The organism is Myxococcus sp. AM011 (assembly GCF_013372595.1).
Classification (GTDB): Bacteria; Myxococcota; Myxococcia; order Myxococcales; family Myxococcaceae; genus Myxococcus; species Myxococcus eversor.
In genome coordinates this window covers 55,182-73,485 of the sequence record NZ_JABXEM010000015.1, presented here as the reverse complement: position 1 = coordinate 73,485, position 18,304 = coordinate 55,182, and the positions used below count along the sequence as shown (strand labels likewise).

Sequence of the window (18,304 nt, the reverse complement as noted above, 5' to 3'; positions counted from 1 at the left end):
GGAGGGGGGTCTTCATCCGAGGGGGTCTCACCCCGACGTCGGCGACCCCTCCGGCCAGGGGGGAAGCGGCGCGGGCTTCGTCCTGACTCATATCCTGAACCTGGGCCCCGGTCAGCAGCCACGGGGCGGCGAGGGTGTCGCTGAAAACACTCGCATGTCAGGGATGAAATATCCGCGCGTCATTTCTCGGTGAAAGGAGCGGTGACCATGACGACGACGAACCTGACGAGCCCGATGAACCCCGAGATTCTGAACGACACTGTCAGCGGCATCGACGCGCTCGCGCCCGTCGCCCTTGCCACCGCTCTTGCCCCAGCCCCGCTGGGTGATACCGACGGCGGTCGTCCGCCCGGAACCTGACTCTTCCGCGCCCGTTCTCGAACGTGGCACGGCAGGCAGGGCCGGGCTCCCTCAGAGGGAACCCGGCCCTTCTCATTTTCCGGGCACGCACCAGCACCAGCACACGCAGCCTTGGCCGAGAGGCGAGGCACCTGAGCGCCACTCAGGACGACGCGGGTTCAAATCCCGCAGGCTGCTTTCAAGACATTCATGGGGTCGTAGCTCAGCGGGAGAGCACTCGGTTCGCATCCGAGCGGTCCCGGGTTCGAATCCCGGCGGCTCCACTCAATTGCAGTCGTTGTCGTTGTGTCTGTCTCAAACGCCGCGGTAGCCCAACCTGGTAGAGGCGCTGCTCTCAGAATGCAGAGGTTGCGGGTTCGAATCCCGCTCGCGGCATGGTGGTTTCGGGACGTAGCTCAGCTTGGAATAGAGCGCACGCTTGGGGTGCGTGAGGTCGCTGGTTCGAATCCAGTCGTCCCGACTCGTCGCACGCAGTGGAAGTGGGTTTCCTGGATGTAGCTCAGTCTGGCCAGAGCGCACGGTTCGGATCCGTGAGGCCGCAGGTTCAAATCCTGTCATCCAGATGTGTCGTTCGTTTTTGCTCCGGGATGCGATTGGATCGCAGCACGGCCGTCTACCGTGTGAACAGGGTTCGATTCCCTGTCGGAGCGCTGGCAGCACCCCTTCAGGGATCGTGGCTTAACGGGAGAGCACTCGGCTGGCGTCCGAGCGGTCCGGGTTCGATTCCCGGCGATTCCATTCACCTCAGGCGGAGATGGGGGAGCAGATCTCCACCAGCACGCCGTTGAGGTCCTTCACGTAGGCCACCGTCTGTCCCCAGGGCTTCTGCTTGGGTGGATGGACGGGGCTCGCGCCTGACTGCACCGAGCGCTGGAAGGCGGCCGCGACGTCCGGAGTGACGAGCGCCACCTCCACCGCGGTGGCGGTCTCCTTCGGCCGATGGAAGCGCACGGTGAGGCCATTCTGGGCCGCCATCTCCTCCGACGCGAAGGCCAGGGCCGTGGTGCCCGTCTCCAGCTCACCGTACATGTTGCTCTCGTGGATGAAGCGCCGCTTCAAGCCGAACGCCATCTCATAGAAGGCGATGGTGGCGGGCACATCCGGGACGTAGAGGATGACATAGCCGAGCTGCATGGGAACGCTCCGAGGCGAAGGTGAGGGGCTGCCGGATGACGTGGGTCTCTCACGGCCTCGCCGGAGCGTCTTGAAGAATTCGGACAGGACTTATTCCAGCAGCCCGGTGGGGGACACTCCCGCCAGCTCGCGAACCTCGCGGGTGAAGTGCGCCTGGTCCGAGTAGCCGCAGTCGAGCGCCAGGGTGCTCAGGTCCTGCTGCCCCGTGCGCAGGCGGGCCACGGCCCGCTGGAAGCGGAGCACCCGGGCGAGCAGCTTGGGGGCCACCCCCGCTTCGTCCAGGATATCCCGGTGCAGGGTGCGCTCACTGATGCCCAGGGTGCGGGCGAGCGAGGACATCCGCACCTGCCCGGCGGAGGACTGGAGGCACTGGAGCGCATAGGTGGTGCGTGCCCTCGGCAGGTAGCGAGGGGTGGCGTTGCGCGTCGCCACTTCCTCTCGCAGCAGGGACATGGCGTGCTCCACGGAGCGGCAGGACGCCAGTCGCTGATGGAGGGCGCGGAACGCGGGTGCGCACTCCTCCACGGGGACATTCAGGTTGCGCAGCTCGCGAGGGCTCACCCCGAGCAACGCGAGCGCCCAGCCCGGCCGGAGTCGGATGCCGAGGTTCACCGAGCCCGGCTCCAGGTCGACGAGGGCGAAGCGCTCCATGGGGCCGACCACCATCAGGCGGGGTTCGGCGCCACGGCCGATGGCGCTGGCGTCACGGAAGTGGACGATGAGGTCCGTGCAGCCGTCGGGGAGCACCCGGTGGACGCGAGGAGGTGTGCTTCCTTGCCGGGCAGTGGGGGCGACGAAGCGCCAGAAGGCGTCTACCCGGTCCGACAGGACGCCCGAGGGAGACACCTCCGTATAGCCGCCCACCGCCTCACCCTCGTGCATCCCACTCCCTCCTCATGTGGGGAAGATAACCCCGCGGGGAGGGGCGCGCGTAGCACTCAGCTCGGCTCCCTCCTCCGTGCGCGAGGGGCTGACGCCGTCGACGATATTCCATGTGACAACGCGTGCCCCGGAGGAGCGGCCGATATGCACTCCCGCCTGGGGACGTTAGGGCGGGTGAAACACGGCTGAAACACGGCTTGTCAGGAGACAAATGAAGACGCGTCTGTCCACGGCGAAAGGAGCGGTGACCATGCCGACGGTGAATCCGATGAGCCCGATGAATCTCAAGCGCAAGAACGACACTGTCCGCGGCATCGCCGTGCTGTTCGCGAACACCGAGCAGGACACCGCTTCCGAAGAGGATGAGTTCCTGGAGGGGATTGCTTCCTTCCGAGGTGCTCCACCCGGACTCTGAGCTTCCACGCCACGTCGACCGACGCGGCATGGCTCTCCGAGGCCGGGCTCCCAGAGGGGACCCGGCCTCTTCCTTTTTCCGGGTCCCCTCAACCGCAGTACCCAGTTGCCTCGTTCGTCTATCGGCGAAGGACACCGCACTCTCACTGCGGAAAGACGGGTTCGACTCCCGTACGAGGTACTCCTTCACTTCAGTCGCGCAGCAGCCAGTCGCCTCGTTCGTCTATTGGCGGAGGACGCCGCACTTTCACTGCGGAAAGACGGGTTCGACTCCCGTACGGGGCATCACACGATTCTTCAGGTCTTGTAGCTCAGGGGATGAGAGCACTCGGTTGCGAACCGAGAGGTCGCAGGTTCGATTCCTGCCAGGACCACTTTTCAGCTTAGTTGTTTCGCATAGTTAGCCACGTCCTCCGTCCGTGTTGCACCTATGTCGCACGCGGGCGCAAGAGGAAGGTCCAGCACGCGGACAGCGAAGCGACGCGTGTCGGGGCTGAGATGGGCGTACCGCTCCGTCATGTCGATGGAGGCGTGTCCCATCAGCTCCTGGATGACCTTCAGAGGAACGCCGCGCATCGCAAGGTGGCTTCCGTAGGTGTGGCGCAAGTCATGCCAGCCGATGATTCCCACCTCGCGCGTGATGCCTGCGAGACGGAGCGAACGCACCAGAGGCAAGTCCATCTTGCCCGGCGTAAGCGGCTGCCCATCATCCTGGCAGAACACGTAGGGCCCTCGAAGATGCCGATGCTCTTTGAGAGCGGCTACAACCGATGCCGGCAGCTCCACTGTTCTCTCGCGCCCCCCCTTGGGCAAGTCGGTCATCCCACGCCAGATGGTGCGGCGCACGTGGAGGAGACTCCGCTTCAAGTCCACATCGTTCCATTGAAGCCCCATGATCTCACCCTGGCGCAGGCCCGTCTTGATGGCCACGAGCAGCACAGGCTTCAACTCCGGCTCGGCCATGCCGATGAGCCTTTCGGCCTCCTCGAACGAGAGGAAATCGAATGACGGTTTGGGCACCTTTCCAAAGAGCCTCACGCGAGGAGCCTGCCGGATGGTGTTCTGCTCCACGGCGACACCCAGGAGTTTGCTGAGCACAGTGAGAACGTTGTTGATGGTTTTCAGGCTCAAGGCCTTGGGTTCCACGTTCTTGCGCTTCCGGATGGCCTGCTTCGAGGCGGTGAGCTTCCAGGCGCGAGATGCTGACTTCTTCTTTCGCATTAGTGCCTTGAAGTCCTCGATTTCGGCCAAGCCGATGGCATCCAGAGGCACTTCTCCGAAGAATGGGAGAATGTGGTCCTCTAAGACCTGTCGCTTGCTGATGACTGTGGATTGCTTGTTGTTGTTTTCGCTGTAGGTGAGGAATCGCGGCGTGAACTTCGCCAGCGTGAGCGCGCTTCCCTCCCCCGGCTTCTTCTCCTTACCGAAAGTCCCGTTGAGGAGTGCGGTCCGCAAGTCGCGTTCGTAGGCATCAGCACCCCGCCGGGTCTGAACGGGCGAGAACTTCACGACTCGCTGTTTCCGTCCGTCCGCGTGCTGAAACACGAAGTCCACTTGCCACGCCTCCTCTGACTTCCCTTCCTTCGTCGTCCACTTCCGCAACCTGACGCTCATCGTCGACTCCCAAGCGCAGAATCGCGGCCCTTACCCGAGGGCCACGTTACCAGTGCGTCCCGCCGAATGCGGAGTGCTTTCCCGATGCGCGCGACTCCCGGCACATGTCCGAGCCGAATGGCCTCGTAGAGCGTCTTTCGGTTCACTCGCAGCAAGGTGGCGGCCTCTTCCACGGTGAGGAAGGAAGGGAGAGCTTCCGGGCCAGTAGAGATGGGCTCGGACATGGCTACCTCGGAAAGACGCGGCGGGGCGCGAGGCGACCGAGGGCGTGAATCCCGATGCCGATGGCGTCCCAGACGTTGTGGTGGAGGGTGGCGGCGCTGGGCAGTTCGACGCGAAGATGCTCGGCGGCGTCGAGGCGCTGTTTGATGCGCTCGATGAACGCGTCCGGGTCGACGGTCCCCTTCCAGTCGCGCGGGTAAACGCTGCGCCGGCTGGCGACGTTCGGCAGGAAGCCGCCGAGCATCCCCACGACGCCTGCCAGTTGGATGAGGTCGTTCTGGTCGCCCTTCTGGTGCGCAGCGGCGTAGACGCGAGGCGTCTCGATGATGAGCTGGATGGGCTCGTCACCCACGCGGGGGCGGAGCCACTCACGGACCGCGAAGGCCATGGATGCCCACGAGGCCAGCGACAGCTCTCCGTCCTGGCGCTTGGAGATCTTCGGCAGCCCAGCGGCCAGGAGTGACGCGCGTTCATGCACCGGCACGTCGAACACAGCGACACCGCAATGCCGGAGGCCAGGGTCGATAGAAACGAGCTTCGCGGCTCGGTGCTCGGGGGGATTTTGGGAAGGAAGTGTTGTGCTCACTCCTTCTTCAATGGGGACACTTTCCGCGAGTGGTTCAGAGACTATGCCGGCAATCCCAGTTCAGGTACAATGCCGCGTTGGGGAGGACGCCATTGGGGCCCCTGCTCAAGACGCCGGTGAGAGAACTCAAGCGACGTGGACCTGATCGCGAAAATCATGACTCATACGCATAGGATGTACTCTGACGAGAGCGGACACACTGCGGATGACTTGGCTCATTCGTCCCAGCACTTCTTCGTGTATAGCTTCGTTACTCTGAATGCGAGCCAACTAGGCGAGATCGAGAGTGAGATTCCGAAGATAGTCAAATCCATCTTTTCAAACGACCCACCTAGCGAGGTCAAGTTCTCAAAACTTGGTGGAACCACGAAAGGCAAGCGAGCGGTTGTCCAGATTTGCAAGCTCATTGGTCGGACCGGTGCGCACGTGCATCTTGCGGTTCTTGAGAAGAAATTTCAGATCTGCGCAATGGTTGTTGAGACGTTCTTCGACCCGAAATACCACCCGCAGAGTCCGCCCGAGTGGGAGGCTTCGAACTGGCGCAAGGATATTGCTAACCACATCTATGACGCCTGTCCTGACAAGTCCCTTGTTGAATTCCTAGCGGCGGTCAAGCTCGACGATGAGGACTCCATTAGGAAATGCGGAGAGGCATTTGCATCGCTGCTGAAGCTGCATCCAAGTTCACAGGCGAGCCAAGCCGGCATCCTCATGGAGAGGGGATTGTCTAGGTTTTATAGATTTGGCATGCGGGTTGAGGATACGCCCAAGCATGCAGAGCGCCCTGCGTCGGCTGTTGTGGCCCTCGTGCCGGCATTGGCGCATATCAATGCGTTCCTTGAGGAACGCAATATGACTGTGGAGCTTGTGTGTGATGTGACGAAGCAGTTTGGTCCGGTCCTAGACTGGGCGATCGGTCTTGCGAAGGATGCGATGTTTGTTTCTGAGGTTTCTTCGGAGTTCGGCTACACACAGCCGCTTGGTCGGATTCTCCGACGCACGGAAATTTTGGCATCGGAGAATGACGCAGGAATTCAATGTGCAGATCTTGTTGCTGGCTTGGTGAATTATAAAGTTCTGGGTTACAGGGCGGGTCAAGCTCCGGACTCCATTTTAAGTGATGCCTGGGATAGTTTGAAGCCTTGTGTCGCTTTGGCTGAGCCTGCCCACTTTGAAATGATGTCAAAAAAGATGTTGGGCTATCGTAGGGCTGGCGGGTAGGAGCCTCTCCGGCGATGAGTTGCCGTGTTGACTATGTCGGGCGGGCGGGTGCTAGGTTTGATGGGCTTTCTCTATCGCCCACACCAGTAAACGCCCCTTGCCGTCCCTCACCGTGGCCGCGTCCTTCGAGAGCACGCGTGAAAGGGCAGGCTCGGCTTCGATGGCACCCGCGAGATCCGGCGTCACCTCTCGCATCGCTTGCCGCATGAGTTCCGCCATGCGCTCGGCAGCGGCATGGAGGCGGTTGGGACAGTCCGCGCGCAGCTCCGCCACCAACTCGTCATGCACCATGAGGACGAGGCGCGAGCCCCAAAGAGGGGAGCGGCGGTCCGCGTACATCTCCCGGGACACGCGCCAGGTTGCCAGCTTTGCGCCCACGGCACCGAGCCCCTGGAAGGGCGTGTTGAGCCACTGGGTATAGCCGCAGCTGCCCCGGAGGATGTTGGCGCCCGGAATCATGACGTCCACGAACTGGCCGTTGCGGGTGTCCGCGCTGGCGCGGCCGAAGAGGACGCGTTGCTCGGGCCACGCGTCGAGCCACCTGTCTCCGTAGCGGCGCGACACCTCGACGCACGCGGCGCAGACCATCTTCACCTTGCCCTGGACGCGCACGGGGACACGCTCCACGCCGCACGTGTCCGCCACCTTCGCCAACAAACAGAACCGGACGCCGTCCTTGGCGCGTGCGTGGTACGCCATCCCGCCGGCTCCAAGGCCCCCGCCCTTGCCGAAGTTGAAAATCTTGGCGAGGGAGCGGAAGGACGTGGCAGTTGCCTCCTTGGCCTTCACTCGCGGCAGGAGGGCGTCGTATCTCTCCCCCAGGAAGGTGGCCGCCGCCGAGGTGTGGACATCCTCCTTGGCCAGCAGCGCATCCGCCATGCGCGAGTAGCCCACGTCCCAGATGGCACGCTGGGCCATGGTGCGCAGCTCCAGGCCGCCGTAGTCCACGGAGCAGAAGACGAAGCCAGGGCGGGCCTCGTGGCACTCGCGTACGCCCCCGCGCTGAGGAAGCTGCTGGTAGTCGCTGGAGACGCGCGTCGTGGACACCAGCACGTTGAAACGCGGGTTGAGGGGCGTGGTGGTGCCTGCCTCCAGCTTGCCCAGGTAGGTGGAGCGGTACTTGTCCACCTTACCGGCCTTACCCAGCTCCTCCAGCACCGTGTCGCCTGAGTCCAGGAGGGTGTCCCGGTCCGTGGCCACCTGACCCTCGGGGAATCTGGAGGATGGCGGGGTGACGGGAGGCGAGCCGTTGTAGGCGGCGGTGACGAGCTGGGCGAGGCGCTTGGAGTCCTTAGTACCGTTGGCGCGGAAGATGCCGGCGGCCTGGAAGTGCGCGCGGTTGGCCTTCCACTCTTGCTCGACGCGGAGGCGCATCTGCTCGACGCGCCCGGCATTGGTGCGCAGTCCCCACACGGAGGCGAAGTGCAGAGCGAGGGCGGCGCGGACCTGGTCCCCTTCGGCGTGGAGGTTGCCGCCGTTGGGAATGCTGGACGCGGCGCGCTCTTGGGACAGGTGGACGTCCAGGGTGAAGCGCGCATCGCGTAGCGGGTACTTCACGGCGCCCTCGGGCCACTGCTCCAGCGACACACCGTCCAGTTCGCCGTAGCGCAGGCGCCACGCATCGGGGGCGTGCTTGTCGGCGCTGATGTCGAGGCCGAGGTGGCGCCGCGCCAGGAGCGCGAGCGGGTAGCGGGCGCCTTCGTCGTCCCCCAGCGGGCGGCCTGTCTCCGGGTCCACACCATGGAGTCCGCGGGCGATGTCCAGAAGGGCCTCGCGGACGGCCACGTCATGGAAGCGGCCCGCCTCGGCGGCGGCGAAGACGGCGTCCACCAGTCGCGGGTCATCAGCGCACATGACGCCCAGGTCGTACGGAAGGTTGGCGCCCGTCAGGTGGACATCCGGCGCGCGGAGAGCCTCGCGGAACCACGCGCGGGCCTGGGCGGCGGAAAGGAGCTGCTCGCTTCCAGCTGCGTCCAGGGCGATGGAGGCGCAGACGAGCGGAGGCGCGAGGAGGCCGGGTTGAATCGGATACGTCTCGGTGTCGAAGCTGAAGAGGACAGGCACAACACCGAAAGGCCCGTTACGTGGGCCAGCCGTGGCGCCCTAGGGGAGAGCGCCAAGAAGTCCAGAGGTGAAGGGAACGTCAGCCCAGGGCGTCAGCGAGCGGTGGCAGCTTCGCGGCGGCGCGCTTGGACTCGATGGCGGCCAGCTCCGCGTCCGTGGGACTCACGTTGCTCCAGCGGTATCCCTCGATGACCTTGCCTGGCCTGCCGTCCTTCTCCGGGAGCGTCTTGGGGAAGACGTCGCAGTCCACCAAGAGGAAGGCGCCGGCCTGCTTCGCCTCGGTGAACTTGGCGATGAAGTCCGGAGAGACTTCGTGCTCCTCGACACCGGCCAGGGCCATGAGGAACGCCTTGAAGCGCCCGCCGCCGTTCTTCTTCGAGTCGGAGAGGTTCTCCACGTAGCTTGTGATGAGGCCGGGCCGCGTGGGCTCGGTGTTGTGCTGGGGCCGCTCCGACGTCACCACCTTTACTTCAGCGATGGCGGACAGGCCCTTGAAGCCGTCCTTGGTGCGGATGGACTGCACCTCCAGGCGGTAGCGGCCTGCCTTGAGGTACTGCGCGCCGAGGGCTGCCTGGGCGGTAGCGATTCGTGCAAGTGCTGCGTTGCTCATGTCCCGTGTTCCCAATCAGGTGGCGGGACGTCGAAAGGACGTCCTCACCTCCCTTTATGGGGACGCTTTCCGGGAGTGGTTCAGATGCAGTTTATCCCCCGAGTGTCTGAGACGTTCGCGGGTCCATGTTGCAGTCCGCTCAATGGTTGACAGCCATTCTAGAGTTCCGTTCAAATTTGAAGGGCTCTCTGGTCGGACGGTGGGCATCCAAGCTGGCAGCGCTCCGTCCGAGGAATGAGTACTTTTGGCAGCAGGGTCAAAGTGCCGAGTTACTGCGGGTAAGACGAGAGGGAACTATTGAATTGACTGGGGCTCTTGCGACCTAGTGGACAGGCGGATGGAGGGTATCTCCCTGGACGCTCGTGCGTCTTGAATCGCGACACACGAGGAAGCAGACTGTACGGCAGGAGAGTCCATGTGCTACATCTGACCACATCTGATTCTGCGAACTTGTGATTCAGAGAACGGGGATGTAGGATAAACTGTTAGGTTCGTGACTATGAACTCATTCCAGATCCGGATTCCCAAAGCACACTATTCACCATGGGCCCAGTTCATAAAGTTGGAGGAAGAGAAACGAACTGCTCTCCTTGATGCAATCGCGAAGGCTAAGCCAGTTCTGGACCTCTCTGCGCTTGCTGAGAGCATTGCTTCTGAAGCTGGCCTATCTGTTGACGAAACAGAGGCCCTTCTCGGGATGATTGTTAGTATTTTTACGCTCGGAGCGCGCAACGGCAGAAGCCACGAGCAGGTTGTCCACGCTGTAATTGATGCCGTGAAATCAGTCGCAAGCGAGGTGGCGCAACCGACTGGTAGTGATTGGTCGGCAATTGAGAATGCGCTCATGCGAATTCTCGCAATGGAACGCCCCCTTGGAGTCGTGACGCGCACGTTTGAGGTAATGGCGGAGTACCAGAGACTCTTTGGTGAGTCGCGCATTGTGACTGATATCAGGCCAGTCTTTGATGCGGGAAAAGTGGGGGCGCCTGCGGCAGCGATTGTGGTGCACAATCTCCGGATAGAATTTCGGGAGAATGAAAAGACTCATGAGATTTTTCTTGCCCTGGATTCGGATGACATAAAGCAACTCCAGGATGTCTTGGTGCGCGCGCAAGAGAAGGAACGGAGTTTGAGGTCGCTTTTGGAGTCGGCTGGCCTGTCTATCTTGTCTTGAGGAGGTGCTTGGTATGTTGCGAATGATTGAGAGGCTTGAAGTCATCCCGCAGGCGGAGCTTCCTTGGCGAGTGGAGCCTGCGCGCCGTCGCGTTGAGTCATGGAGGGTTGCCAAGCCCATCGTGGTTGATTTCGCGTCCAAGCAATCCACCGTTTTTCGGCCCTCAATTGCGGAATGCGTCTCAGCAGATGAGTCAGGCCTGCAAACTCAGTTCGACAGCCTGGTTGCTGAGTGGAAGAACGACGTGGGCATTGAGTCGTCGTTTGTTAAGCGAATTCTTCATCCTGCATATCAGCGCATCATTGGGCTCGGGCGCCCGGCCATCCCATTGATTCTGCGAGAACTCAGGGAGTCACCTAACCATTGGGGGTGGGCCTTGACCTCAATTACTGGCGAAAATCCAGTCCCGGCCGAGGACGCGGGGCGTCTGCGGAAGATTCGGGATGCCTGGTTGAGGTGGGGTGTGTCGCAGGGTATCGTCTTCTGATGACTGGTTATATTCATGCGGCCTTCCCGGAGACTGTCCATACTCATCTTAGAATCACGAGCAGGCGCACGGCGGAATATAATTGCATAGCTTGGGCCGCAGAGGATGATGAGCGTTGGTGGTGGCCGTTTGCGGGCACGTTTGCTTACTGGCCGCCTGGTGTGCCACTTGAAGAAAGTGTGGCGGCTTTTGAGCAGGCGTATGGAACACTCGGCTATGTTGCCTGTGGTATGTCTAGCCAGCCAGATGAGGGGTGGCAGAAAATTGCGCTCTATGAAAAGACGGGTGTGATTACTCATGCCGCAAGGCAATTGCCCAATGGCCTGTGGACCAGTAAATTAGGGGAAGCAGAGGACGTAGAGCATGAACTGAAGGGACTTGAGGGAGCTGAATATGGACGTGTCTGCCTTATCTTGAAGCGAAAGCAAGGCTGAGACTTTAGGGTCGTAGCAGGAGTTTTTGCGCCTGCCCGTCCGTCTGCTGGATGAACCGCGCTCGTTCGAAAGCCGTGTCGAACGCATCCGCGAAATCCTGAGTGTGCAGGCACACCTCTACCTCGACGTATGGGGCCTGTTGTCCAGGGCGATGCGTACGTGCGAGTAGTTGCTCCCACGTGGCGCCGTCCGAGGGGGGCGTTACCACGAGATTCCGGCAGAACTGCTGGAGGTTCTTCCCCGTGGCGTGTGCCTTGATGCTCGCCACCACGGAGCGCATCCCCGTCTCACGGAGGATGGCCTCGGACGCGGCCTTGCCCCCGCCATAGAAAGGCACACCCGCTGCCTTGGCGATGCGTCCGCCCAGCTCCGGGTACTCGACCCAGACGATTCCCACCTGTGAGCGCGCCCACTCCGCCGCGTTCTTCACAAGAAAGTCCGACACCCAAACGGCCTGGGGCTCGGGTTGCACGGCGGCATGAATCTCCGCCCACTCCGCCCACGTCCTCGCGTGCCAGACGGGCTTGTCGCCCTCATAGGGCGGCGTCAAGTGCGCGCGGATGGCGGCCTTGGTGAGAAGTCCTGGTGAGTCCAGGTGCTCGCGGCGCTCGCCTTTGAGTTCCTCCCAGACTTCCTTGTTCCACGCCTTGCGCCGCGCGAACCACTTCTCAATCAGCTCCGGCGGCTCGCCCCTCGGGTAGCGCCAACGGTGGAAGAAGCCGGCGGACAACTGGCGGGCGCATGCCACGGACTGGAGCTGCTCCTGGAACTGCTCCCCATCCGGACGCTCGCCCGCGTGCGCCAGTTCGATGAAGGCGAGGAGCTGCGCAGGCACGGGGCCCGGGTATCGCGGGCGGATGATGAGCGGCTTGTCCAGGGCGCTCTCTTCCGTGGCCACTACGCCGCACGTCGAGTTGCGGCGGCGTTGGAAGCCCTCGCGCACGTGCTCGTTGGGCTCGCACAACTGCTCCAGCGCGCCAGGAGGGGCCACCACCTTGCCCGGGTCTAGGGCCGTTCCCCACTCCTCGACGACGTGGTGTGCGAGCGGCAAGGGCGAGCCCTCACCGAGCGCCAGGCGCGAGAGGTGCGCGTAGTCCTTGATACTCTTGGACGCGAAGGTGCCGGAGAGCGCCACGAGGCGCGTCCGTGGATGCTCCTCGAAGTAGCGGAGGAATCGGCCCGTGCGCGTGGACTTCGGGTCCTTGAGGTTGTGCGCCTCGTTGAGAATGACGAGGTCCGGGCGGATGCGCTCCAGGAGGTTCGTCGCTTCCTGGCTGGAGAGTTTGTTGTACGAAACGACGTGGAGCACCGGCAGACCCACGCGGAACCACCTGCCGCCCGCGAGGTTGGGCAGTCTCCAGTGCGCGCCGTAGTAGCTCCACTCGACTTTGAACTGGGGCAGGAGGTTGGCGGGGATGAAGAGGACGGCCACGCGGCAGCCCGGCATCACCATGGGCGTGAGGAACGTTGTCAGCTCCTTGCCGTGCCCCGTGCCGATGGGCGCGAGGAGGCCACCGACGCGCGAGGCTTCCAGGAGTGCCTGGGCCTGCACCCGCCGCAGCTGCGTAGGGCATGGGCGCGGCGGGGACATGCTCGCGCAGCTACACGGGCCGGGTGGCGCGCGTAGCTGGGCCTCCAGTGCCTCGACGTCCGCCGCTGTGTAGGCGGTGGCGAGGTTCCGCCGAGGCAGGGCGAGGATGCGGCCGAGGTCCGCCGAGTAGCCCACGGGAGAGCGCCCGTAGACCGGAGCGCGCTCCTCGGGCGGCGGGGGGCTGGAGGGCGTGGGAGTGACGCCCAGTCGTTCAAGCAGCCGCATCTCGAGCCCCTTCAGCGAGCGCCGCGCACGAAGTCACCGGGACCGCACATGGGCTCCAGGGCCTCGACGGCGAGTTGCAGCAGCTCCGAGTGGGCGAGGCCGAGGGCGGCGTAAGCACCGGGGGCGGGCGGCGCGTTGCGGATGGCCATGGAGAGCGCCCCCTTCCACCTGCCGAAGCCCAGCGTGCTCTCGGCTCCCGCGAAGCGCAGGTCCGCCACGCCGCCGGCCTCGCTCACCTGGGCGGCCATCGTCGCCACGTACTCGGACAGCGACGCGGCGGGCATGTTGGGAACGCAGTCCACGAAGAGGCGCAGGCGCTCTCCGTGGGGGCTCGGCGCAGCCGACGGGCTGGTGACGGGCGCCTGGGGCTCGGAGGGCTCCGGAGTGGTCTGGACCTTCGGCTTGCGTCCACGGCGTTTCGGCGCGGCGTCCGTGGCGATGGTGGGCGATGCGGGAGGCGCGTCCGGAGGAAGCACGGCGGCCACCTCGGCACCAGGGCAGGACACATGCAGCACGTCACCCGAGCGGAGCTTGCTGGTGTTCTCCGGCGTCAGGGCCTCGCCGCACCTGTCGCATGCCCCGAGCGGCTCGGGGATGACCTGGTGGGGCACGGTGAGCGGGAGCTGCGCGGCGGTGTCGGGGGACTGGGGCTTGGGAATGAAGCGGTTCAACAGGGACATGGTGCGTTCTCCGGAGATGCACTGCGCTTTGAAGGGGCACCCGCCGTACTTCTCGCAGGCGCTGAAGTTGGGCGGCGCGTCAGCGGTGCGCATGGCGCGGGCCACCTCGCGCATGCGGCGCACCATGGGGACGACCTTCTCTGTCCACTCGCGCGTGACGTGCTCGACGCTCACGGAGGCCAACACGCTCGCTGCGCGCTTCGCGCCGCGCGTCTGGAAGTAGAGGTGTTCCAGCTCCAGCACGCGGACACCTGGGAAGCGCGCGTCCGAGAGGGCCGCCCAGACGCCGTAGCCCACCATCTGCAATCCGGCCTCGGTGCTTGCGTCGGCCAGTTGCGTGGGTGTCGCCGCGTAGCGCCCCACGTTGGAAGAGAACTTGTGGTCCGTGACGCGCAGCACTCCATCCGCGAGTCGGCGTGGGTTGATGAGGTCGATGTGTCCGATGAAAGGGACACCATCCGCCGACAGAGGCGAGGGCGTGCCGAAGGACTCTTCAACCAGGAGGTCCGCGCCCGGAGCTGGAAGCAGATGGCGCCCCGCCCGCGCGACGTCGCCCAGGACGTCCTCGCCCGTGCGGAGGTAGTGCTCCAGTTGCGCGTGCCCCTCGACGCCCAGGGCTTGAGCCTTCGTCTCGGGCTCGGGCACTCGCAGCACCTTGGCGAAGAACCAGCGGCGCGGACACAGGCTGAATTGCTTCAGCTGCGAGACGGAGAGGAAGTTGAGAATGCCCCCATCCACGGCGCGGCGACGGGGGCCCTCGAGTTGCGCGGGCGAGTCACTCCCCACGGCTCGCCTCTGCTGTCACGAGTGTTTGGCGTGCGATCTCCAAGTAGGGGGCGTGCTGCTCAATGCCAACGACGGCCCGACCTGCTTTCACCGCGGCGGCCCCCACCGTGCCCGAGCCGAAGAACGGGTCGAGAACGATGTCACCAGGACGGGTGATGTAACGCACCCACCAGTCGCAGAGGACTTCGGGCGTAGCTGCGCCGTGGCCCTTCGCACCGCCGCTGGTGACACTGTTCGAGTTGGCAATCGGAAGGAGGTTGTAGGGTGTGACGCCACCTCGCTCCGCGACAATGTCCGCAATCCTCCCCGGCCTGACGGACAGTCCCGAGGGGGAAACCCGCAGTGCGCGACTCTCGCGCTTGAGCGCCGCCATGGACTCGGAGGGAGTCCACAGAACCGCGTCCTGGTTGCGATAGCACTTGGGGGAACCCAGCCAGACGCAGGCTTTCACCGAGGGGCGCATGAGCCCGTTCTTTCGCTGACAGCTTCCTGTCGGCGGCGTGCTGACGTTCCACCACCAGACGTCTTGAACAAGGTTCCACTCCCGTGACGTCCAGGCGAGGAACTCGAACAACCACGGCCGCATCCTTCCTACATGCTCGCTGTTGGGTTGCAGGATGAAGACGGCGGAACCCGAGGGCTTGAGCACCCGACGCACTTGTCCGACGACAGCGCGCATAAGCTCGTGCCATTCCGGCTCCGACAGCCGCCCATAATCACGGTCAATCTCCGGATAGGGAGGGTCGGTGATGATGGCGTCGATGCACTCGCTGGGAAACGACGCCATTACTTCATGGCAGTTCCCGGAGAAGAGGGTCGCATGGTTGGAGTCATGAATTGGCGTCACACACTCTCTAATGGGGACGCTTTCCGCGACTGGTTCACGCCAACGCGGTTTTGTTGAGCCGCGTGCATGTCGGGCAGACGAAGCCCAGGACGTTGCGGAATCTGATTTCCCCACGCCCTGTGATGCCCCACCGACGCGCCTTGAACTCGTTGTAGGTGCCTCGGAATGTCTCCCCACACCCCAGGTAGCAGGTTTGGGTGAACTTGATGGAGAACACGTCTTTGTCTTTCATGGTTTTGCCGTCTTGATTGTTGCTACGGGGGAAACTGGATTGAGTCGTGTCGCGCCGTGGCCCAATTGCTGGGGCGCGGTGCGGATGGTTTCTGGCGGCAGGTAGACCCACGTCTGGATGCCGGCAATCCGCCGCTGGGTGCGCTGGAACCCCAGGCGTCGCAACGCGCGGCCAATGTCGAGGCGGACGCCACGCGGAATCTGCCCAGGCGTGGTGAGGAGTAGCGCGTCGCGGGCCACCAGCTCGGTGGTTACCTCGTTGCGCTTCTCGGGCGGCAAGCTCAACACCCACTGGAGAATCGTGTCGTCGGGGCCTCCGTCCGATTCGCTTCGCTCCTGCGCGTGTTGCTCCGCGCGCTGGGCTTGCTTCTCTTCGAGCCACCACTCCTCACCCTTCCGGAAGCGCACCACGGCTTCCGCCCAGAGCTGGCCCCTGTCGCGCTTCAGGCCCGCGATGTCGATGTGGGTGCACTTGACGGGCCACCACCGCCGGTAGCCGCTCGAATCCGCGCGCAGGTACTCGGACGAGTTCGTGGTTCCTACGAAGACGCAACGGCGCGGCGTCTTCACCGTGACGCGGCCATAGGGCGGACGGAAGGTGTCCTCGTTGCGCGAGATGAAGGCTTTGAGGTCTTCCGCCTCGGACGCGCGCAGTGTCGTCACCTCGGCAAGCTCGATGAGTGAGCAGCGGCCCGCGAGGGAGGCGCTGTCCTTGTCGCGGATGTTGATGGGTGCATCGCAGAACCACTCCCCCGCGAGGACGCGGAAGGCCGTGGACTTCCGGATGCCCTGGGGTCCTTCGAGGATGAGCACCGTGTCCACCTTGCAGCCCGGCTCCAGCGCGCGGGCCACGGCGCTGATGAGCCACTTGCCGCTGATGGTGCGCAGGTGCTCGGTGTCGCCCTCGGCACCGAAGTAGCGCTCCAACATGAAGTCCGCACGAGGGACGCCGTCCCAGGTGAGGCCCTCAAGGTAGTCGCGCAGCGGGTCATACGCGTTGGTAGTGGCCACCTGTCTCAGAACGTCGCGGACCTGGGCGGCGCGCGGGTCCATGCCGAGGCGGCCGTACTCGCTTTGCTGAATCCAGCAGGCGATGCGGCCATCCAGCTCATCGATGGGCGAGTCATCCGGCAGTGGGCCGCCCGCGTACTCCATGTGTTTCGTCACTTCGTTGAAGCGAATGGTGTCTCGCCACTCGGGAGAGAGCGTCAGGATGGTGAAGAGATTGGCCTCGTTGTTCTTGAGACGCCTGCCGTCCTTCGTCTCGTAAGAGAGCAGCGCGCGCGTCCAGTCCGCTTCCGTGGCGGCAGAGACGTCCTCCTCGGTGGATACGGGCGTCTCGGTTTTCGGTCTGCCTTGGAGTGAGGTCCACAACGCCTGGTTGTCCGCGACACGCTTGGCATCTCCCTGGACGCGGCGTTCGCGGTGACGGCGTAGCTTGAGGAGGGCTTCCTCGCACAGATGCGCGGTGCCCTCGCCCCATGCCGTTGCCGCGAAGCAGGGCCGGAGCACCTCCAGGATGGCCTCCTCGGGCGTGGCCGGCAGCAGCACGTGAGCCACGCACGACATGAGGGTGTTGAGCGTGTTGTCCTGCATGCCCACCTCGGCAAGAGGCTCTCCAGACAGCACGCGGCGAATGAGCGCGCTGTGCTCGGGCTTGCGGACGCGGCGCAGCTTGGCGCGCAGCTCGTAGAGGTCCGCCGGGCCCGACTCCACCGAGGGCATGGAGCTGGAGGGAGTGGCAGGGACGACCGCTGTTGGGCGCACCGAGGACAGCAACGCGTCGACGTCGAGCGCGCGGCCCTCGCTGACGTTGGTGATGGCCTCGTGTTCGTCCGAGTGGTTGGGCAGGAAGTAGATGCGCGACAGGTTCCGCGTGTTCGGGTCCGCCGGCATCTCCAGCAGGCGCTCCGCTTCTTCCCGAACGCGCGGCCACTCGGCGGGCAGCACTGGACGCGTCAGTGGGACGACGATGCGCAGGCTGGTGTGGCCAGGACGGTGACCATGCGTGGTGTGGACAATCGCCGCGTAGCCGTCGAGCTTCTCCGAGGCTCGGACAGTCTGCTCCGTGGACACTCCGTCCAAATCGAAGACAGCTGCCGTGACAGAGTGGACCTCGGCATCCTTACGGAGCGGGCCGATGTCGACGGGGGCCCAGGCCCGTTGAGACAGCTTGGTGGGGCACCTGTGGCCGACGCACGGGGCGCAGGCAGTCACAGCATGCGTGGTGAGCAGCTGTATCAACTCGCCCCATGTCACATCTTGGGACTGGGGTCTGTTGTCCTGGACGCCGTCGAAGAATGCGACTCGGACGCGAGTGTCTCCGACGACAGGGGCGGCACTTCCGGCAGGGGGCTGGTTGGGACGAAGGCTCACGCACTTTCTTATGGGGACACTTTCCGCGACTGGCCCAGCAAGGGCTCACTTTCGCGCCTCGGCACCTCCTTTCGGGTAACAGGGGTGTCACCGTGAAGGCGTCGCCGTCACCATTTCCGCTCTATCTATCCTCTAGAATCACTGTGGTGTGTCTTTGTCATGTCCTCTGATACCTCAACTTTTCTACACCCTATATAGAGAAGAGTTAGTGACAGTGACGCCTTGTTGGTGACCTCTGCCGGTGAGGAATCCGCAGGCGGCTTGAGCCAGTCACGGAAGTTGTCCCCATAAGTAGGGACATGGGTTTTGCGTCTCCCAGCATGGTTGAGACTTTGTGTCAGAGGCAGGCGCTACGTTGCGTCCTGC

18 protein-coding genes and 9 tRNA genes are annotated in these 18,304 nt (G+C 63.9%); 15 read left to right on the top strand and 12 right to left on the bottom strand.

All coding sequences use genetic code 11. The features are described 5' to 3' along the window. Positions 1-207 precede the first annotated feature (207 nt). From HUW62_RS05495 to HUW62_RS05465, 7 genes are all read left to right on the top strand, one after another. Complete coding sequence (locus tag HUW62_RS05495) at positions 208-360, top strand: hypothetical protein (protein ID WP_176433783.1); 153 nt, start codon at positions 208-210, stop codon at positions 358-360. A 105-nt stretch (positions 361-465) separates the two neighbouring features. Continuing rightward, positions 466-537: transfer RNA gene (locus tag HUW62_RS05490), tRNA-Gly, on the top strand. 14 nt (positions 538-551) lie between these two features. After that, positions 552-623, top strand: a tRNA-Ala gene (locus tag HUW62_RS05485). Positions 624-660: 37 nt separating this feature from the next. Continuing rightward, a tRNA-Leu gene (locus HUW62_RS05480) sits at positions 661-735 on the top strand. Between the two features lie 9 nt (positions 736-744). Then, positions 745-820, top strand: a tRNA-Pro gene (locus tag HUW62_RS05475). A gap of 28 nt (positions 821-848) precedes the next feature. Beyond that, positions 849-923 (top strand) — tRNA-Pro (locus HUW62_RS05470). Between the two features lie 104 nt (positions 924-1,027). Then, positions 1,028-1,098: transfer RNA gene (locus HUW62_RS05465), tRNA-Ala, on the top strand. A gap of 6 nt (positions 1,099-1,104) precedes the next feature. Here the strand turns inward: HUW62_RS05465 and HUW62_RS05460 are convergent. After that, positions 1,105-1,494 (bottom strand): VOC family protein, encoded by a 390-nt coding sequence (locus HUW62_RS05460; protein ID WP_163863772.1) that lies wholly within the window; start codon positions 1,492-1,494, stop codon positions 1,105-1,107. Between the two features lie 90 nt (positions 1,495-1,584). After that, the gene (locus HUW62_RS05455) at positions 1,585-2,376 is read right to left on the bottom strand and encodes a helix-turn-helix transcriptional regulator (RefSeq protein ID WP_163863771.1); all 792 of its coding nucleotides are present in this window, start codon (positions 2,374-2,376) and stop codon (positions 1,585-1,587) included. A 211-nt stretch (positions 2,377-2,587) separates the two neighbouring features. Here HUW62_RS05455 and HUW62_RS05450 point away from each other — a divergent pair, with 211 nt between their 5' ends. The 4 genes from HUW62_RS05450 to HUW62_RS05435 all read left to right on the top strand — a co-directional run bounded on the left by HUW62_RS05450 (position 2,588) and on the right by HUW62_RS05435 (position 3,164). Further along, on the top strand, positions 2,588-2,791 hold the full coding sequence (locus tag HUW62_RS05450) for a hypothetical protein (RefSeq protein WP_163863770.1): 204 nt from the start codon (positions 2,588-2,590) through the stop codon (positions 2,789-2,791). A gap of 107 nt (positions 2,792-2,898) precedes the next feature. Then, positions 2,899-2,971: transfer RNA gene (locus HUW62_RS05445), tRNA-Glu, on the top strand. A gap of 31 nt (positions 2,972-3,002) precedes the next feature. Continuing rightward, positions 3,003-3,075 (top strand) — tRNA-Glu (locus HUW62_RS05440). A gap of 15 nt (positions 3,076-3,090) precedes the next feature. Then, positions 3,091-3,164 (top strand) — tRNA-Arg (locus HUW62_RS05435). 4 nt (positions 3,165-3,168) lie between these two features. On the opposite strand, the gene HUW62_RS05430 is transcribed toward HUW62_RS05435, so the two are convergent. The 3 genes from HUW62_RS05430 to HUW62_RS05420 are packed head-to-tail and all read right to left on the bottom strand — an operon-like array spanning position 3,169 to position 5,110. Continuing rightward, positions 3,169-4,404: a site-specific integrase gene (locus tag HUW62_RS05430; RefSeq protein WP_176433782.1), complete on the bottom strand. Its 1,236-nt coding sequence runs from the start codon at positions 4,402-4,404 to the stop codon at positions 3,169-3,171. Further along, on the bottom strand, positions 4,401-4,628 hold the full coding sequence (locus tag HUW62_RS05425; protein WP_176433781.1) for a helix-turn-helix domain-containing protein: 228 nt from the start codon (positions 4,626-4,628) through the stop codon (positions 4,401-4,403). The genes HUW62_RS05430 and HUW62_RS05425 overlap by 4 nt, the downstream gene beginning before the upstream one ends. A gap of 2 nt (positions 4,629-4,630) precedes the next feature. Beyond that, positions 4,631-5,110 carry a hypothetical protein gene (locus HUW62_RS05420; RefSeq protein ID WP_368670344.1) on the bottom strand — a complete coding sequence of 160 codons (480 nt, stop codon included), beginning with the start codon at positions 5,108-5,110 and terminating at the stop codon, positions 4,631-4,633. 237 nt (positions 5,111-5,347) lie between these two features. Here HUW62_RS05420 and HUW62_RS05415 point away from each other — a divergent pair, with 237 nt between their 5' ends. After that, on the top strand, positions 5,348-6,433 hold the full coding sequence (locus HUW62_RS05415; RefSeq protein ID WP_176433779.1) for a DUF3800 domain-containing protein: 1,086 nt from the start codon (positions 5,348-5,350) through the stop codon (positions 6,431-6,433). Between the two features lie 51 nt (positions 6,434-6,484). Here HUW62_RS05415 and HUW62_RS05410 read toward each other — a convergent pair whose 3' ends face one another. Both HUW62_RS05410 and HUW62_RS05405 read right to left on the bottom strand, forming a co-directional pair. Next, positions 6,485-8,497 carry a DNA polymerase gene (locus HUW62_RS05410; protein ID WP_176433778.1) on the bottom strand — a complete coding sequence of 671 codons (2,013 nt, stop codon included), beginning with the start codon at positions 8,495-8,497 and terminating at the stop codon, positions 6,485-6,487. Positions 8,498-8,576: 79 nt separating this feature from the next. Continuing rightward, positions 8,577-9,107, bottom strand: coding sequence for a hypothetical protein (locus tag HUW62_RS05405; RefSeq protein WP_176433777.1), 531 nt, complete (start codon positions 9,105-9,107; stop codon positions 8,577-8,579). A 499-nt stretch (positions 9,108-9,606) separates the two neighbouring features. Here HUW62_RS05405 and HUW62_RS05400 point away from each other — a divergent pair, with 499 nt between their 5' ends. From HUW62_RS05400 to HUW62_RS05390, 3 genes are read left to right on the top strand one after another with little or no spacing between them, the layout of a single operon-like run. After that, complete coding sequence (locus HUW62_RS05400; RefSeq protein ID WP_176433776.1) at positions 9,607-10,281, top strand: hypothetical protein; 675 nt, start codon at positions 9,607-9,609, stop codon at positions 10,279-10,281. A 13-nt stretch (positions 10,282-10,294) separates the two neighbouring features. Continuing rightward, on the top strand, positions 10,295-10,768 hold the full coding sequence (locus tag HUW62_RS05395; RefSeq protein ID WP_217911139.1) for a hypothetical protein: 474 nt from the start codon (positions 10,295-10,297) through the stop codon (positions 10,766-10,768). Further along, complete coding sequence (locus tag HUW62_RS05390; RefSeq protein ID WP_176433775.1) at positions 10,768-11,202, top strand: hypothetical protein; 435 nt, start codon at positions 10,768-10,770, stop codon at positions 11,200-11,202. The genes HUW62_RS05395 and HUW62_RS05390 overlap by 1 nt, the downstream gene beginning before the upstream one ends. Positions 11,203-11,206: 4 nt before the next feature. Here the strand turns inward: HUW62_RS05390 and HUW62_RS05385 are convergent, their stop codons facing one another. The 5 genes from HUW62_RS05385 to HUW62_RS05365 are packed head-to-tail and all read right to left on the bottom strand — an operon-like array spanning position 11,207 to position 17,638. Next, entirely contained in the window at positions 11,207-13,018 is a 1,812-nt protein-coding gene (locus HUW62_RS05385; protein WP_176433774.1) for a helicase, read from the bottom strand. 11 nt (positions 13,019-13,029) lie between these two features. Beyond that, positions 13,030-14,484 carry a PD-(D/E)XK nuclease family protein gene (locus tag HUW62_RS05380; RefSeq protein WP_176433773.1) on the bottom strand — a complete coding sequence of 485 codons (1,455 nt, stop codon included), beginning with the start codon at positions 14,482-14,484 and terminating at the stop codon, positions 13,030-13,032. Further along, entirely contained in the window at positions 14,474-15,331 is an 858-nt protein-coding gene (locus HUW62_RS05375) for a site-specific DNA-methyltransferase (RefSeq protein WP_176433772.1), read from the bottom strand. Before HUW62_RS05375 ends, HUW62_RS05380 begins: the two co-directional genes overlap by 11 nt. A gap of 34 nt (positions 15,332-15,365) precedes the next feature. Continuing rightward, positions 15,366-15,563, bottom strand: coding sequence for a hypothetical protein (locus tag HUW62_RS05370; protein WP_176433771.1), 198 nt, complete (start codon positions 15,561-15,563; stop codon positions 15,366-15,368). Continuing rightward, complete coding sequence (locus tag HUW62_RS05365) at positions 15,560-17,638, bottom strand: VapE domain-containing protein (protein WP_368670343.1); 2,079 nt, start codon at positions 17,636-17,638, stop codon at positions 15,560-15,562. The genes HUW62_RS05370 and HUW62_RS05365 overlap by 4 nt, the downstream gene beginning before the upstream one ends. Positions 17,639-18,304: the final 666 nt, after the last annotated feature.

Coding starts and splice junctions, on each gene's coding strand:
- HUW62_RS05460 (WP_163863772.1), bottom strand. CDS start 1,494: ATGCAGCTCGGCTATGTCATCCTCTACGTCCCGGATGTGCCCGCCACC.
- HUW62_RS05425 (WP_176433781.1), bottom strand. CDS start 4,628: ATGTCCGAGCCCATCTCTACTGGCCCGGAAGCTCTCCCTTCCTTCCTC.
- HUW62_RS05400 (WP_176433776.1), top strand. CDS start 9,607: ATGAACTCATTCCAGATCCGGATTCCCAAAGCACACTATTCACCATGG.
- HUW62_RS05405 (WP_176433777.1), bottom strand. CDS start 9,107: ATGAGCAACGCAGCACTTGCACGAATCGCTACCGCCCAGGCAGCCCTC.
- HUW62_RS05370 (WP_176433771.1), bottom strand. CDS start 15,563: ATGAAAGACAAAGACGTGTTCTCCATCAAGTTCACCCAAACCTGCTAC.
- HUW62_RS05495 (WP_176433783.1), top strand. CDS start 208: ATGACGACGACGAACCTGACGAGCCCGATGAACCCCGAGATTCTGAAC.
- HUW62_RS05430 (WP_176433782.1), bottom strand. CDS start 4,404: ATGAGCGTCAGGTTGCGGAAGTGGACGACGAAGGAAGGGAAGTCAGAG.
- HUW62_RS05395 (WP_217911139.1), top strand. CDS start 10,295: ATGTTGCGAATGATTGAGAGGCTTGAAGTCATCCCGCAGGCGGAGCTT.
- HUW62_RS05450 (WP_163863770.1), top strand. CDS start 2,588: ATGAAGACGCGTCTGTCCACGGCGAAAGGAGCGGTGACCATGCCGACG.
- HUW62_RS05455 (WP_163863771.1), bottom strand. CDS start 2,376: ATGCACGAGGGTGAGGCGGTGGGCGGCTATACGGAGGTGTCTCCCTCG.
- HUW62_RS05390 (WP_176433775.1), top strand. CDS start 10,768: ATGACTGGTTATATTCATGCGGCCTTCCCGGAGACTGTCCATACTCAT.
- HUW62_RS05385 (WP_176433774.1), bottom strand. CDS start 13,018: ATGCGGCTGCTTGAACGACTGGGCGTCACTCCCACGCCCTCCAGCCCC.